At 67.1% G+C, this 15,366-nt stretch carries 13 protein-coding genes and 1 pseudogene; 6 read left to right on the forward strand and 8 right to left on the reverse strand.

Annotation, left to right across the window (positions count from 1 at the left end; all coding sequences use genetic code 11):
- Positions 1-59: 59 nt before the first annotated feature.
- Positions 60-440 (reverse strand): heme-binding protein, encoded by a 381-nt coding sequence (locus ACRCUN_RS27500; protein WP_462144783.1) that lies wholly within the window; start codon positions 438-440, stop codon positions 60-62.
- A gap of 169 nt (positions 441-609) precedes the next feature.
- Entirely contained in the window at positions 610-1,167 is a 558-nt protein-coding gene (locus ACRCUN_RS27505) for a hemophore (protein WP_462144784.1), read from the reverse strand.
- A 283-nt stretch (positions 1,168-1,450) separates the two neighbouring features.
- Between ACRCUN_RS27505 and ACRCUN_RS27510 the strand changes: the two genes are divergently transcribed.
- The gene (locus ACRCUN_RS27510) at positions 1,451-4,309 is read left to right on the forward strand and encodes an MMPL family transporter (protein WP_462144785.1); all 2,859 of its coding nucleotides are present in this window, start codon (positions 1,451-1,453) and stop codon (positions 4,307-4,309) included.
- Entirely contained in the window at positions 4,306-4,953 is a 648-nt protein-coding gene (locus ACRCUN_RS27515; protein WP_462144786.1) for a hypothetical protein, read from the forward strand. Before ACRCUN_RS27510 ends, ACRCUN_RS27515 begins: the two co-directional genes overlap by 4 nt.
- A 13-nt stretch (positions 4,954-4,966) precedes the next feature.
- Here the strand turns inward: ACRCUN_RS27515 and ACRCUN_RS27520 are convergent, their stop codons facing one another.
- On the reverse strand, positions 4,967-5,656 hold the full coding sequence (locus ACRCUN_RS27520; protein ID WP_462144787.1) for a hypothetical protein: 690 nt from the start codon (positions 5,654-5,656) through the stop codon (positions 4,967-4,969).
- Positions 5,653-6,261 carry an Rv1363c family protein gene (locus ACRCUN_RS27525; RefSeq protein ID WP_462144788.1) on the reverse strand — a complete coding sequence of 203 codons (609 nt, stop codon included), beginning with the start codon at positions 6,259-6,261 and terminating at the stop codon, positions 5,653-5,655. The genes ACRCUN_RS27520 and ACRCUN_RS27525 overlap by 4 nt, the downstream gene beginning before the upstream one ends.
- Before the next feature lie 66 nt (positions 6,262-6,327).
- On the opposite strand from ACRCUN_RS27525, the gene ACRCUN_RS27530 reads away from it, so the two are divergent.
- Positions 6,328-8,304: a M13 family metallopeptidase gene (locus ACRCUN_RS27530; RefSeq protein ID WP_462144789.1), complete on the forward strand. Its 1,977-nt coding sequence runs from the start codon at positions 6,328-6,330 to the stop codon at positions 8,302-8,304.
- 12 nt (positions 8,305-8,316) lie between these two features.
- Here the strand turns inward: ACRCUN_RS27530 and ACRCUN_RS27535 are convergent, their stop codons facing one another.
- The gene (locus tag ACRCUN_RS27535) at positions 8,317-9,315 is read right to left on the reverse strand and encodes a sugar phosphate isomerase/epimerase family protein (RefSeq protein ID WP_462144790.1); all 999 of its coding nucleotides are present in this window, start codon (positions 9,313-9,315) and stop codon (positions 8,317-8,319) included.
- 108 nt (positions 9,316-9,423) lie between these two features.
- On the opposite strand from ACRCUN_RS27535, the gene ACRCUN_RS27540 reads away from it, so the two are divergent.
- On the forward strand, positions 9,424-10,476 hold the full coding sequence (locus ACRCUN_RS27540) for a LacI family DNA-binding transcriptional regulator (protein ID WP_462144791.1): 1,053 nt from the start codon (positions 9,424-9,426) through the stop codon (positions 10,474-10,476).
- Here the strand turns inward: ACRCUN_RS27540 and ACRCUN_RS27545 are convergent.
- Together ACRCUN_RS27545 and ACRCUN_RS27550 are read right to left on the reverse strand one after the other, a co-directional pair.
- Positions 10,473-11,510, reverse strand: coding sequence for a L,D-transpeptidase (locus tag ACRCUN_RS27545; RefSeq protein WP_462144792.1), 1,038 nt, complete (start codon positions 11,508-11,510; stop codon positions 10,473-10,475). The two genes, ACRCUN_RS27540 and ACRCUN_RS27545, sit on opposite strands and share 4 nt — an antisense overlap.
- 142 nt (positions 11,511-11,652) lie before the next feature.
- On the reverse strand, positions 11,653-12,876 hold the full coding sequence (locus ACRCUN_RS27550; protein WP_462144793.1) for an MFS transporter: 1,224 nt from the start codon (positions 12,874-12,876) through the stop codon (positions 11,653-11,655).
- A 42-nt stretch (positions 12,877-12,918) separates the two neighbouring features.
- On the opposite strand from ACRCUN_RS27550, the pseudogene ACRCUN_RS27555 reads away from it, so the two are divergent.
- Positions 12,919-13,229 (forward strand): annotated as a pseudogene (locus ACRCUN_RS27555) (thiamine-binding protein).
- Here ACRCUN_RS27555 and ricR read toward each other — a convergent pair.
- A complete protein-coding gene (ricR, locus tag ACRCUN_RS27560) occupies positions 13,226-13,507 on the reverse strand; it encodes a copper-sensing transcriptional repressor RicR (RefSeq protein ID WP_267312667.1) in 282 nt (93 codons plus the stop codon). The pseudogene ACRCUN_RS27555 and the gene ricR overlap by 4 nt on opposite strands.
- A gap of 130 nt (positions 13,508-13,637) precedes the next feature.
- Between ricR and ilvD the strand changes: the two genes are divergently transcribed.
- Positions 13,638-15,350: a dihydroxy-acid dehydratase gene (gene ilvD / locus ACRCUN_RS27565; RefSeq protein WP_462144794.1), complete on the forward strand. Its 1,713-nt coding sequence runs from the start codon at positions 13,638-13,640 to the stop codon at positions 15,348-15,350.
- Positions 15,351-15,366 lie beyond the last annotated feature (16 nt).

Below are 15,366 nucleotides of genomic sequence, written 5' to 3' on the forward strand. Positions count from 1 at the left end.
GCCTTCGGGCGTGAGTGGTCCTTCGCCGCTGGCGGGGATGGTTTCCGCCCGCACTCGGACTACGGAGTTTCAGGCGCCGGAGCGGTACCGCAGCGGTTCTTCAGGTCGACGAGCGGCTGACGGATGCCGGTCAGCTCGGCCTTCACCTGCTGGTTCTGCTCCAGGTAGTCGTGGACCTTGGTGCGCACCTCTTCGCGGGGCAGCCCTTCCAGGCTCGTGAAGAAGTTGTTCACGTCGGGATGGGTGAACAGGTAGGCCGAGGTCGATGCCGACACCCCGGCGGCCACACCGGCCAGATCAGCGGCCGTGCAGTTCGGGGGATTGGGCGCCGGTTCGGCCAGGGCCGACGGGATAGCACCGAACAGCATCGCACCGGCGAGTGCGCCGGCGCCGGCCGCGCCAGCTACTACACGCCGGGCATTTCGGGCCGAGAGCAACATGGTCAAGCTCCTTCATCGGATGTGGATGGCCGTAACGCCAAACGGTTACCGGCTTAGGAAAGCTAAGCAGAATCTGTGGAGAGTTTCTTGCCTTGTGCTTAACGAATCGTGAGAACGTCTGAACCCGCAGTTCAGAAGGGCCGCTGCGGGCGACGCGACCGGCTCTTGTCTAGCGGCTGGTTGCTGCAGCGGGCCCCGGGAGCGGGCCCGAGCCCTGGGTCACGGCCGACGCCGGTGACGACTGGGCCGGAACGGCAGCACTCGGTACACCGACGGTCTGCGCCGAGGGAAGCCCTCCTGGCAAACCACCGGGCAGCGTGGCGCCCTGCTGTTGAGCGGCCTGCATCAGGCCGAGCAGTTGCGGGAGCGTGACCGGCAGCTTGCACTTGAGGCCCAGGCTCTGCAACGGCTGCTGCAGTTGCTGCATGTCCTTGGCCACCTGCGGGTTGGCATCGAAGTAGGCCTTGAGGGAAGCCAGTGTCTGCGGCCCGGCCTGTTGCTGCAGGATCGTCGTCAACGCCTGGTTGGTCTGAGGATGCGAGTCGAGGTAGTCGCCGGTGTTGGTAGCCACCTTGCCGACCGTCCGCGACACCTCGCTGGCCGCACATGGGTCGGACGCGGCGGTCGCCGATGGGCCAAGGAGCGCGGCGACGGCGGCGCCTCCGGCTGCGGTGGCCGCGAATGCTACGGCCAGTTTGCGACGCAGTTCACCCTTGGTCGGTCTCATGGAAGCGCTCCTTCAAGTTTGCGAACGTCAACCCCTTCGCAAACGCTGCGATCGGCGGCATGACTGATCTCAGCTCCCCGACGCCTATGTAGATCAGGGGCCATCTTGCCATCTATGTCGCCGGGCCAGCCACTTCCGTTAGCAACCCCACAAGTAACGGATCGCACATCTCAGAGCGATCTCAGATGCGGAGAGCGGCGGGCCACCATACTCCCGTGGAGGTACGCTCACGCTGACGCAACGCCGCCGGGGGAGAAAGAAGGGGCCTCGCATCCAGCAGTTCATGATGCGCTTGAGCAGCAGCCTGCGCAGATTCCGCTGGGCGGTGTTCGCGGCGTGGTTGCTGCTACTGGTGCCTTCGATCTACCTGGCACTCAATCAGTCGTCGAATCTGACCGGTGGCGGTGCCGAGGTCGAGGGTTCGCAGTCGCTGCAGGTACAGCGGCAACTCGAAGAACACTTTCCCGATCAGGGCGCCTCGCCGTTGGCCCTGGTTGCCGCACCGCGTGCGGATGCGTCGTTCGATGACATGAACGCCGCGGTGGTGCGACTGGAGCAGGTCGCCTCCGAGGTGCCGAGCGTCAAGATCGTGCCCAATCCGCAGCAGCCCGCGCCACAGCCCGACCGGCCTTACGTCATCACCCTGCAGCTGGACTTCGACAACACCGGAGCCACTGACGTCGCCAAACAGCTGCGCCAGAAGGTCGGGATACACGGAGAGGAACCCGGCGAGAGCGAGAACGGCAAGGTCAAGTACTACGTCATCGGTCAGGGGGCGCTGAGTGCGGCCGCATCGGGGGCGATCAAGACCGACATCGCCCAGGCCGAGAAGTGGAACCTGCCGATCGTCTTGATCGTGCTGCTCGCCGTGTTCGGGTCGCTCGCCGCCGCCGCGCTGCCGCTTGTGCTCGGCATCTGCACGGTCGTGGTGACGATGGGTCTGGTCTATCTGCTGTCGATGTACACGACCATGAGCGTGTTCGTGACGTCGACGGTGTCGATGTTCGGCATCGCCCTGGCCATCGACTACTCACTGTTCATCCTCATGCGCTTCCGCGAGGAACTGCGCGCGGGCCGCGAACCCGCCGACGCCGCCGACGCGGCCATGGCCACGTCAGGTCTGGCGGTGGCGCTGTCCGGCCTTACGGTCATCGCCTCGGTCACCGGCATCTATCTCATCAACACCCCGGTTCTGGTGTCGATGGCCACCGGCGCGATCCTCGCGGTCGCGGTCGCGGTGTTGACCTCGACGACGCTGACCCCTGCCGTGCTCGCGACGTTCGGCCGCGCGGCCGCCAAACGCTCGTCATATCTGCATTGGTCACGACGCGCCGAGGCCTCGCAGTCACGCTTCTGGACCCGGTGGACCGGAGCGGTCATGCGGCGCCCGTGGGCGTCGGCGCTCGGTGCCGTGGTGGTGCTGCTGACGCTCGCCGCGCCCGCCTTCGGGATGGTGCTCGGCAACAGCATGCAGCGTCAGTTCGAGCCGACCCACGAGATCCGTGGCGGTGTCAACGCCGCGGCCGACGCGCTCGGGCCCGGCGCGCTCGGGCCGGTGCGCGTACTGGTGACGTTCCCCGACGGGAACGCGTCCGGGCCCGCGGGCACCGCGACGCTCGACGCGGTGCGCCAGCAGATGACCAAGGCGCCCAGCGTCGTGACCGTGCAGCCGCCGGTGTTCTCCGACAACGACGACAGTGCCCTGCTGTCGGCGGTGCTCTCCGTCGATCCCGAGGACATGGCCGCCCGTGAGGCGGTCGACTGGATGCGCGCCGAGCTGCCCGCCGCTGCCGGCCCCGACGTGTCCGTGGCCGTCGGCGGCCCCACGGCGCTGATCAAAGACTTCGACGATCGGGTGTCGGCCACGCAGCCGCTCGTGTTCGCGTTCGTGGCGATGATCGCGTTCGTCATGCTGCTGGTTTCGATCCGGTCGGTGTTCCTGGCGCTCAAGGGCGTGCTGATGACGGTGCTGTCGGTGGCCGCGGCCTACGGCAGCCTCGTGGTCGTCTTCCAGTGGGGCTGGTTCGAGAAGCTGGGCTTCGAGAAGATCAGCTCACTCGACAGCACCATCCCTCCTCTCGTCCTGGCCATGACGTTCGGCCTGTCGATGGACTACGAGATCTTTCTGCTCACCCGGATTCGCGAGCGGTTCCTGCAGACGAACAACACCCGCGACGCCGTCGCATACGGCGTCAGCACCAGCGCCCGCACCATCACCAGCGCCGCCCTGATCATGATCGCGGTTTTCATCGGCTTCGCATTTGCCGGTATGCCGCTCGTCGCACAGCTGGGTGTGGCCTGTGCCGTCGCGATCGCAGTCGACGCCACGATCGTGCGGCTGGTCCTCGTGCCCGCGCTCATGGCGATGTTCGACGAGTGGAACTGGTGGCTGCCGCGCTGGCTCGACAGGTTGCTGCCCGAGGTCGACTTCGAGAAACCGCTGCCCAAGGTCGAAGTCACCGATCTGGTGATCATCCCCGACGACATCTCGGCGCTCGGCCCGTCGGGAGCCGATCTGCGCATGATGGTCCGCACCGCGGCAAGGATGAAAAGCCTTGCGCCGCAAACCATCATCGTCACCGACCCATTGGCGTTCAGCGGCTGCCACCAGCCCACCACGCGACTCTCGCAACGCCCTGGCAAGGCCAGACCGTGCCCGCCCGGCGTGCATCCGGTGACGATGTGGCGCGGCCGGCTCTCGGTTGCGGTGGACGCGCTCGAAACCGAGGCCGATGCGGAGCGGGCACCCGTCGAGCGTCGCGGCCCGGTCGAGACCACCAACGTCCAGCTGCCCACCGGGGACCGGCTGCAGATCCCGACGGGCGCGGAGACATTGCGCTTGAAGGGCTATCTGATCATGTGCCGGAACAGCACGCGCGACTATGCCGAGTTTGCCGATCTCGTCGAGTCGATGGAAACTGAAACTGCAGCTCTGGTGTTGTCGGGCATGGACCGGTATTACTGTGGGCAGCACCCACGGAATCGATGGGTGTCCACCCAGTTGGTACGCCGGTTGGCCGACCCACAGCCGTCCGACGAGCACGACGTGAGAATGTCGGGCCCCGATGCGGCTGCAGACTGGGCAAAGGTCAGGCAGCGTTGCCTGTCGGTTGCGGTAGCAATGCTGGAGGAGGCGAAGTGACGTTGGCCCCCGACGTTCGGGTTGCGCGGGATGCGCGTCGCGAAGGCGTTCCGCCGAGTCAACAGTCTTCGGGCCGGTCCTCGGCCCAGCGCTCCCAGGCGCCGCGCCCGCAGGGGCAGCGCCCGCAAAATGCGCGTCAGCGACCGGCGCAGGGCGCCCAGCAGCAGCCGCCGCAGGGTGCCCAGCAGCAGCCGCCGCGCCAGCCCCCGTTCGATGACCGGCCGGTCGAGTACTGGCCCACCGCCGCGATCCGCGCCGCGCTGGAAACCGACGATATGACGGTGTGGCAGCGCATCGTGGCCGCGGTCAAGCGCGACCCGTATGGCCGCACCGCTCGCCAGGTCGAGGAAGTGCTCGAAACCGCGCGGCCCTACGGCGTGTCCAAGGCCCTGTCCGAGGTGCTCGTGCGCACCCGCGAACATCTCGAGGCCACTGAGCGGGCCGAGGTGGCCCGCCAGATCCAGGCGATGCTGCGGCGGTCCAAGCTCGAACCGCAGGAGTTCGCGTCGCGCATCGGGGTTTCCAACGAGTCGTTCGCGACGTATCTGGAGGGCAAGACCAGCCCACCGGCGTCGCTGTTGCTGCGGATGCAGCGGCTTTCGGACCGCTTCGCCAAGATCGCCGCGCAGCGCGCTGCGAAGTAGCGGCGGTAATCGCTCACCGCGAGTGCAGCGGTGTCACGTTATCGACGAGCCAGCGGCCGTCGGACTTGCTCAACGTAACCCGTAGCGCCAGCACCGCGTTGTCCGTTGGCTTGCCGGGCACACTCTGCGTACCGCGCAGCACCACGGCCACGCTCGCCGCCTGCGGCCCGAGCGCCTCGACGCCCGCCGATATCGTGCTGGCCTGCGCCGAGACGTTCCTGCTCGTCAATTCCTTTGCCACCGTGGCGAATTCGTTCTTGAACGCCTCGGCGCGTTCCGGCGACATCTGATCGGCTGCGCGGTCGATAGACGCCGTCGGGCTCTGCGGGGTGAACGTCGCGGTGGCCTCCGAGACGCTGCTTGCGATCCGCACGACCTCGTCCCGGTCCCGGTCGAAGGTCCGGTCGGGCACCGTCCAGCGCAGGTATCCCACGATCACCGAGGCGACCAGGGCGGCGGTGGCGACCCCGACGACCGCGAGCCGCAAACCCGGTCCGTCGTCGTCGGTGCCGACCGTGACACCGTCGCGTCGCGCCAGCACGATGTTGACCACAACGCCCTGCACGATCAGCAGACACAGCACCGAGCACACCGAGACCCACCACAACGGCCAGGCCAGGGCGACACCAAGAAACACGAGTGCGGCGATCGCGGCCATCGGTGCGGCGATGTCGAAGGCCAGTACCCGCAGTCGGTTTCTCATCGGATCGGCTCCAGTCGCGAGATCATCAGCGCCCCGTCGACGTCCGAGACATCCAACCGCAGCGTCCACCGCACGGTTTGAGGCTTGTCGGTGCCGGCGTTCTCCGTGACCGACGTGGCGACCACGAGCACGGTGTCCACACGCGACACCATGCCGCTCAATCCGGGCGGCGGCGCGGGCTGCGAGGCGCCGTCCGGCCCGGTGGGCGGGTGGTAGAGGGATTCGATGGACACCGAGTCGATCTGCCCGGTGGTTCTCGACTTGAGCCGCTGCACCAGGTCCCGGTACGGCTGCACGGCGGAATCGAAGTCGGTGTTGAGCTGCCCGACGGTGCCCTCGTGCAGTTTCTGCATGTCGGCTTCGACGGTTTCGGCGTTCATGTTGATCAGCACGCCGGTCCAGTCGGCCGCGGCCTGCAGCACGCGGGTCTGATAGTTACGCTCGGCGGTCTCGCCGCGGTGCCCTGACCAGATCATCGCCGCAAGCACGACGGCGACCACCGCGACGACTCCCAGCACTGCCGACGCGACCCCGTAAGCGGTGAACAATCCGTCACCGCGGTCGGGGGCCTCGTCGGGTCCGTCCTTGCTGGGAGCGTCTGGCATGGCCGTGAGGGTACCGGTGCGCCGCAAGCCCCCGGCCACCGCCGAGGCGTCTGGAAGAATGTCGGGGTGACGGTAGAAGCCATCAAGTCGGGTATCGACCTGAGCCATGTCGACCCGCAATCCCGCCCTCAAGACGATCTGTTCGGCCACGTCAACGGCCGCTGGTTGACCGACTACGAGATTCCCGCCGACCGGGCCACCGATGGCGCGTTCCGCTCGCTCTACGACCGCGCCGAGGAGCAGATCCGGGATCTGATCACCGAAGCAGCTGAGTCGGGCGCCGATAAAGGCACCGATGAACAGCGCATCGGCGATCTCTATGCCAGCTTCATGGACGAGCAGACGATCGCCGCGCGTGGTCTGCAGCCCTTGCTCGACGAACTCGCATTGATCGACGAAGCTCCGGACGCGGCCGCGCTCGCCGTCGTATTGGGCGGGCTGCAGCGCACCGGCGTTGGCGGCGGTACCGGCGTGTATGTCGACACCGATTCCAAGGATTCGACGCGGTACCTGCTGCACATGGGCCAGTCGGGCATCGGGCTGCCCGACGAGTCGTACTACCGCGACGAGCAGCACGCCGAGATCCTGGCCGGCTACCCGCAGCACATCGCCCGCATGTTCGGGCTGGTCTACGGCGGGGACCAGGCCGAGACCGCGGCGCGCATCGTAGCGCTGGAATCCAAGATCGCCGCAGCCCACTGGGATGTGGTCAAGCGCCGCGACGCCGACCTCACCTACAACCTTCGGCGGTTCGCCGAGCTCTCCGATGATGCCCCCGGCTTCGACTGGTCGGGTTGGGTGCAGGCCCTGGGTGCGACACCGGACAAGGTCACCGAGCTGGTCGTGCGTCAGCCCGATTTCCTGACGGCATTCGCGGCGCTGTGGTCGTCGGAAGACCTCGAGGACTGGAAGGCCTGGGCGCGCTGGCGGGTGATCCACTCACGTGCCGCACTGCTCACCGACGATCTCGTGGCCGAGGACTTCTCCTTCTACGGCCGCACGCTGAGCGGCACCGAGCAGATCCGCGACCGGTGGAAGCGCGCGGTGTCTGTGGTGGAGAACCTGATGGGCGATGCGCTGGGCAAGCTGTATGTGCAGCAGCACTTTCCGCCCGAGGCCAAGGCCCGCATGGACGAGCTGGTGGCAAACCTCCGTGAGGCGTACCGGGTCAGTATCAACGAGCTCGAGTGGATGACACCGGAGACCAGGGCCAAGGCGCTGGCCAAGCTCGACAAGTTCACCCCCAAGATCGGTTATCCGGCCCGCTGGCGCGACTATTCGGCGCTGGTGATCGAGCGCGACGACCTGTACGGGAACTACCGCCGCGGCTACGTCGTGAGCTCCGACCGCGAGCTCGCCAAGCTCGGCGGACCGGTGGATCGCGACGAGTGGTTCATGACGCCGCAGACGGTCAATGCCTACTACAACCCAGGCATGAACGAGATCGTCTTTCCCGCAGCCATTCTGCAGCCACCGTTCTTCGATGCGCAGGCCGACGACGCAGCCAACTACGGCGGCATCGGCGCGGTGATCGGTCACGAGATCGGGCATGGCTTCGACGATCAGGGCGCCAAGTACGACGGTGACGGCAACCTCGTCGACTGGTGGACCGACGCCGACCGGGCCGAGTTCGGCGCTCGCACAAAGGCACTCATCGAGCAGTACGAGAAGTTCACGCCGCGTGGCCTTGAGCCGTCACACCATGTGAACGGCGCCTTCACCGTCGGCGAGAACATCGGCGACCTCGGCGGGTTGTCGATCGCCCTGCTGGCCTACCAACTGTCGCTCAAGGGTCAGCCGGCTCCGGTGATCGACGGGCTCACCGGCGTGCAGCGCGTGTTCTTCGGCTGGGCTCAGGTGTGGCGCACCAAATCCCGTGACGCTGAGGCGATCCGGCGGTTGGCGGTCGATCCGCATTCCCCGCCGGAGTTCCGCTGCAACGGCGTCATCCGCAACATCGATTCGTTCTACGAGGCCTTCGACGTGAGCGAATCCGATGAGCTCTACCTGGAGCCCGCTCAGCGCGTGCGTATCTGGAACTGACCGGCCGAGGTCTCACCCGACGGCCGCAGAGTCGGCGGACCTGAGCGTCTCGGCGGCCACCTGCAGGCCCTCGAGCGGGCCGAACGCGACATCCTCGTGTTCGATGTTGACCCACATACCCGGGTCGACCCGTTCGAGCGCCTGCAGGAATCGGGTCCAGAAGTCGATGTCGTGACCACGGCCGACAGCGACGAAGTCCCATGCGGAATCCTCAGGCCATTTGTTGACGACGTGCTTGCCGCCGAGCCCGGTTGGATTCTGGTCCAACGGGATTCGGGTGAACCGCTCATCGAGCACGCCGTAGATCCGGCAGTTGTCGTTGATCCGGGTGTCCTTGGCCGCGGCGTGCAACACCAACGGCCCGAGCCAGTCGACGGCGGCGACCGGATCGATGCCCTGCCAGAACAGGTGTGACGGATCCATTTCGGCACCGATGTTGGTGGCACCGGTGCGGTCCACGAGGCGCTTCAGCGTGGGTGGGTTGAACACCAGGTTCTGCGGATGCATCTCCATGGCGACCTTGACCCTGTTCTCCCTCGCCAGCGCATCGATCTCGGTCCAGAACGGCACCGCGATCTCGTCCCACTGGTAGTCCAGCGAGTCGAGGTAGCCAGAGTCCCAGGTGTTGACGTGCCAGGCCGGCCACTGACCACCGGGATGGGCCTGCGGCAGACCGGACATCGTGACCACGCGGTCGACTCCGAGCAGCCCGGCGACCCGGATCGCGTTGCGTAGGTCGTCGGCGTCTTCGGGCCCGACGTCGGGGTCGGGGTGCAGCGGGTTGCCGTTGCAGTTCAACCCGGCGATCGACACTCCGGTGCCGTCGAATTCCGACAGGTACTGCCGCGGCGTCACGTCGCCCGACAGGAGCTCGGCCACCGGCAGATGCGGAGTCGGCAGGAAGCCGCCCGCGTTGATCTCGGCACCGGTCAGGCCGAGTGAGGCGATGACCTGCAGCGCTTCGCGCAGCGGCAGCGCGTGCAATATCGCGGTGTAGACGCCGAGTTTCACGATTCCGTTTCCGTTCCTTCTTGAACCGATCTATTTGACCGGTCTAAGTCAGCTACTATGTTCGGCATCACAGGGCGCTGTCAAGCCTCCGAGCGGCAGAGGAGATGTATGCCCGCCAATCGCGATCAGCCGACCATGCAGGACATCGCCGACAAGGTCGGGGTATCGAAGGCGCTCGTCTCGCTGGTATTCCGCAACGCGCAGGGCCCGAGTGCCGAAACGCGTCAGCGCGTGCTTGCGGCCGCCGATGAGCTGGGCTACCGGATCAATCGCGCGGCGGCGCTGATGACTGCGCGCCGGACCCATCTCATCGGTGTAATGGCCAACATCCGCAGCCCTTTTCAGGCCGAGCTCGTCGAGGACATCGTCGCCGAGGCCGACGCACACGGCTACGAGGTGGTGTTGGGTGCGGTCACGCCGACTCATCAGGAGCCGGCGGTGCTCGAGACGTTGCTGAGCTTCCGGTGTGAGGCGCTGATCCTGCTCGGTCCGGAACTGTCCGAACGCGAGCTCGCCGACCTCCCCCAGCGGGCGCCCATCGTGGTGGTGGGCCGTCGGACCGCGTGTCAGGGCGTCGATGTCGTCCGGACCGCCGACGGACGTGGGATCGCAAGAGTCGTCGACCATCTCGTGGCTTCGGGGCATCGGAAGATCAGCCATCTCAGCGGCGGATCGGGCACCATTTCAGCCGACCGCAAAGCCGGATACCTCAGAGCGATGAAACGCCACGGCCTGTCCGACGAGATCGACATCATCGCCGGAGACCTCACCGAGAATGCCGGCATGACGGCCGCGCACGCCCTGCTACGGCGGCCCCAACTGCCCACCGCGGTGGTTGCCGTCAACGATCGAAGCGCCATCGGGCTACTCGACCAGTTGCTGCGCGCGGGCATCGAGGTGCCCGGCGACATCGCCGTGACCGGTTACGACGACAGTGTGCTGGCCCGGCTGGCGCACATCGACATGACCACGGTCAGCCAGGAACCCAGACAGCAGGCCGAGCGCGCCGTGCAGGCCGTCGTGGGGCGTCTCGACAACGGCCGCACCGAACGTCTCGACGTACTACTCGAACCCCGCTTGGTCGTCCGGCGTACGACCGCCCCGCGTAACGAAAAAGCGCCCGACCCAACAGGATCGGACGCTTTTCACGGCTCGTTCTAGAACATCTGCCAGTCGGACGCACCGTCTGGCAGGTCGTACAAGCCGCCCTTGCTGTTCTTGATCACCACGGGATCACCACTGCCGAACTGGTCGTAGAACCACTGGGCATTGGCCGGGCTGAGGTTGATACAGCCGTGGCTGACATTGCGCTTGCCCTGGTCACCCACCGACCACGGGGCGCTGTGCACGAAGATGCCGCTGTTGTCGATGCGGACGGCGTCCTGCACCTTGAGCTTGTAGCCCTCGGCGGAGTCGACCGGCACACCGTACGTGGACGAGTCCATCACGATATCGGGGAACTTCTCGAGCACGTAGTAGGTGCCGTTCCTCGTCTCGTGCTTGCCGTCGTTCTTGCCCATCGACACCGGGAAGGTCTTCTCCAGCTTCCCGTTGCGCATGATCTCCATCTGGTGGGTGCTGTCGTCGACCGTCGCCACCAGGTAGTCACCGACGCGGAAGCTCGACTTGGTGCCCGCGGCATCGATGTTCACCACGGTGTTGGCCGGCCAGAAGTCCTGCGGGCGCCAGCGCAGCTGCGTGTCGGTGACCCAGTAGAACCGGCCGGGCACCGGCGGGTTCGACGTGATGCGGATGGCGTCCTGGGCCATCTGCCGGTCGGCGATGGGCCGCTGGAAGTTGATGTAAATCGGCTTGGCGACGCCCACCATCGAGCCGTTGACCGGGTTGAACGACGGCGGCAGGAACGGCGGCTGGCCGGTGAACGGCTCCGCGTTCTGACCCGCAGGCGTGCCCTCGATGGGGACGGCCGGCGCGCCGTAGTTGTTCACCGGCTCCGGCACGGCAGGATCAGCTGCGGTCGCGGGCGGCGCCAACGGGTCAGCCGGCGGCGGGAACGCGAACGGATTCGGGGCGGGCGGCGGTACGACCGGGCCCGGCGCGGCTGCCGGATCGATCGGCGCCGGCGGTGGCGGCGGTACGGGCTCTGCGAGTGCGGACGGGGCCGTGACCAGTCCGCCGACCAATCCCGCTGCCATGAGTGCGGTGATCAGTCTGCGTTTTGCCGATTTCGGCATGCGTTACCTCCAGACAGCACAACTCGCTCCAGTGTCGCACAGCGCGGAGACCAGCTACCGCCGCGAGAGGCCGCCTTTCTCCGACATCGGCCGAGTCCACGGCGCTGAACTGCGATCTTGATCGTTGGGTGCGTGTCAAGCGTTACTTGTCGCCGGTGGCGCAGGGAACTCGGAACAGCCCTCGGGTGACGAGCACACCGCTCATCGCGACGATGATCAGCGCGGCGGCGGTGCCGATCATGGCAGCCAAGCCGCCATGGTCGTAGATTCCGCCACCGATCAGCGCGCCGCCCATGATGCCGACCTGGAATGCGGCCACATACAAACCGGAAGCACCGTCGGGGTCGTCGGGGGCAGAGCGCATCGCCGACGCCTGCAGCATCGGTGGCAGCGCGGTCGAGGCCGCACCCCACAGCACGACCGCCACCGCGCCCAGCAGCACCGTGCCGAGGCCCGGCCGGTGGTCGAGCGCAAGCGCTGTCAACGCCGCGAGGGCCACCGCGAGCGCCGCCAGGCATGCGACCACCGAGGCCTTCGGCCAGTGGTCCAGGGGCCGGGCCATCGCGGCCATCGCGACCAGACCCGCGACGCCGTAGCCCGCCAGGAGCCACGCCAGATGCGCGCCGTGTACGCCGACGACATCGCGGATGATGACGACGATGAACGTGTAGGCGATGAAGTGTCCCGTGACGCCGATAAGCGTGAGCCCCGACAGCGTGAGTAGCCGCCCGTTACGCCGGTGCTTGCGATTCGCGGCGGCGACGTCGTGTGTCGATGGCATCGCAGGCAGCGTCGCCCACGCCGCAAGCGTCACCGCGAATGCCGTCACTGCCACCGCTGCCACCGCAAGACGCCATCCCCACAGCGCGCTCAGCGCCGCGGTCAGCGGGTTGCCGACCACCAACGCGAGGGCAGTACCGACGTAGACGGCGGCAGTCGCCCGTCCGGCATGGCTCGGCGGCACGAGCCTGGCACCGATCGGCGCGATCACCGACCACATCAGGCCGTGGGTGAGGGCGCACAACACGCGCCCGCCGGCAAGCACCGCGAAGTTCGGCGCGAGGGCCGAAATGATTTGGGAGACCGTCAAACACAGCAATGTCAGGAGGAGCGTGCGGCGACGCGGCCAGTGCGCGGTCACGCGAACGAGCAGCACGGTGGTGAGCGCGGCGACCAACGCGTAAGCGGCCATCAGCGTGCCGACCAGACCCTCGCTGACCGCAAGGTCGATGGCGATCGCGGGCAGCGCGCCGACCGGCAGGATCTCGGCGGTGACGTAGACGAATGCCGCGGCCGCAAGCACCGTGAGCTGCACGGTGACGCGCAGCGTCCACGGGTTTGCCGTCGTCGGCGATTCCACGGTCATCTGGCTGTCACGGTAACGCCTCGACCGCGCAGAATCGACGGCGTGATTGTTGCTTTCAGTGTCAGCCCCACGGGTGGCGACGACTCCGGCAGTGTCGGCCCGGCGGTGGCCGAAGCCGTGCGGGTGGTGCGCGAGTCGGGTCTGCCGAGCGAGACCAATGCGATGTTCACGAACATCAGAGGTAGTGGGCGGCGGATTTCAGCACAGTGATGGCGGTGATCAAGCGGGCGGTCGAGGCCGTCGCGGCAGTCTCCCCGCGGGTGAGCCTCGTGCTCAAGGCCGACATCCGTCCCGGCTACACCGGGCAGCTCACCGCGAAGGTGGAACGGATCGAGCGCGAACTCGGCGCTTAGGAGCGCACGAGGCGCGCGATGGCGGCCGACGCTTCGGCGAGTTTGGCGTCGGCCTGATCGCCGCCTTCGGCGACGGCCTGGGTGACGCAGTGCCCGAGGTGCTCGTCGAGCAGGCCAAGCGCAACCGACTGCAGAGCGCTGTTGACGGCGCTGATCTGCGTCAGGACGTCGATGCAGTACTTGTCCTCATCGATCATCTTGGCGATGCCGCGGACCTGGCCCTCGATGCGGCGCAGCCGCTTCGCGTAGTTTTCTTTCTGCGGCGAGTAGCCATGCAGTACCGACTCGTCAGCCACGTTCCACCATCCGCCTCATTGTCGTCGCGTTATCACATCAGCATACCGGTACCCCACCGGGGTATGCATATCGGTTTGGCCGGGGTAAACGCCCGGGGGCATACTTGCAGCTATGTCTTCTGCGCCCTCAGATGCCAAACCCGATATCAAGCCCCGCAGTCGCGACGTCACCGACGGCCTGGAAAAGGCCGCTGCCCGCGGAATGCTGCGCGCGGTAGGCATGGGTGACGAGGACTTCGCCAAACCCCAGATCGGCGTCGCGTCGTCGTGGAACGAGATCACGCCGTGCAACCTCTCGCTCGACCGCCTGGCCAAGGCCGTGAAGGAAGGCGTGTTCGAGGCCGGCGGCTTCCCGATGGAGTTCGGCACGATCTCGGTGTCCGACGGCATCTCGATGGGCCACGAAGGCATGCACTTCTCGTTGGTGAGCCGTGAGGTGATCGCCGACAGCGTCGAGACCGTCATGCAGGCTGAGCGCCTGGACGGCTCGGTGCTGCTGGCCGGCTGCGACAAGTCACTGCCCGGCATGTTGATGGCCGCCGCGCGGCTCGACCTGGCCAGCGTGTTCCTCTATGCCGGATCGATCCTGCCCGGCAAGGCCAAACTGTCGGACGGCACCGAAAAGGACGTCACGATCATCGACGCGTTCGAGGCGGTCGGCGCGTGTGCCCGCGGCCTGATGTCGCGCGAAGACGTCGACACGATCGAGCGCGCCATCTGTCCCGGCGAAGGTGCCTGCGGCGGTATGTACACCGCGAACACCATGGCCTCAGCCGCCGAGGCGCTCGGCATGTCTCTGCCCGGCAGCGCCGCTCCCCCGGCCACCGACCGCCGTCGTGACGGCTACGCCCGCAAGAGCGGTATGGCCGTCGTCGAGCTGCTGCGCCGTGGCATCACCGCGCGCGACATCCTGACCAAGGAGGCCTTCGAGAACGCGATCGCGGTCGTGATGGCCTTCGGCGGATCCACCAACGCCGTGCTGCATCTGCTGGCGATCGCCTACGAGGCCGGCGTGAAGCTCACGCTCGACGACTTCATCCGCGTCGGTTCCAAGGTTCCGCACCTGGCCGACGTCAAGCCGTTCGGCAAGCACGTGATGTTCGACGTCGACCGCATCGGCGGCGTGCCCGTGGTGATGAAGGCCCTGCTCGATGCCGGTCTGCTGCACGGTGATTGTCTGACCGTGACGGGCAAGACCATGGCCGAGAATCTCGAGCACATCGCCCCGCCGGATCCCGACGGCAAGGTGCTGCGTGCGCTCGCCGACCCGATCCACCCGACCGGCGGCATCACGATCCTCGGCGGGTCGCTGGCCCCCGAGGGTGCCGTGGTCAAGTCCGCCGGATTCGACTCCGACGTGTTCGAAGGCACCGCAAGGGTTTTCGATCGCGAGCGGGCCGCGATGGACGCGCTGGAGGACGGCACCATCACCGCGGGCGATGTCGTCGTCATCCGCTACGAGGGTCCCAAGGGCGGTCCCGGCATGCGCGAGATGCTGGCCATCACCGGCGCGATCAAGGGCGCCGGGCTCGGTAAGGACGTGCTGCTGATGACCGACGGCCGGTTCTCCGGCGGCACCACCGGACTGTGCGTCGGCCACGTGGCGCCCGAGGCCGTCGACGGCGGCCCGATCGCCTTCCTGCGTGACGGTGACCGGATCCGGCTCGACGTCGCCAAAGGCACGCTCGACGTGCTCGTCGACCCGGCCGAATTCGAAGCTCGCAAGGAAGGTTTCGAGCCGTTGCCCCCGCGCTACACCACCGGCGTGCTGGCCAAGTACACCAAGCTGGTCGGCTCGGCCGCGGTCGGCGCCGTCTGCACGTAGCCGGCCTTCCTGTTCC

It is taken from the genome of Mycobacterium venezuelense (assembly GCF_054919535.1).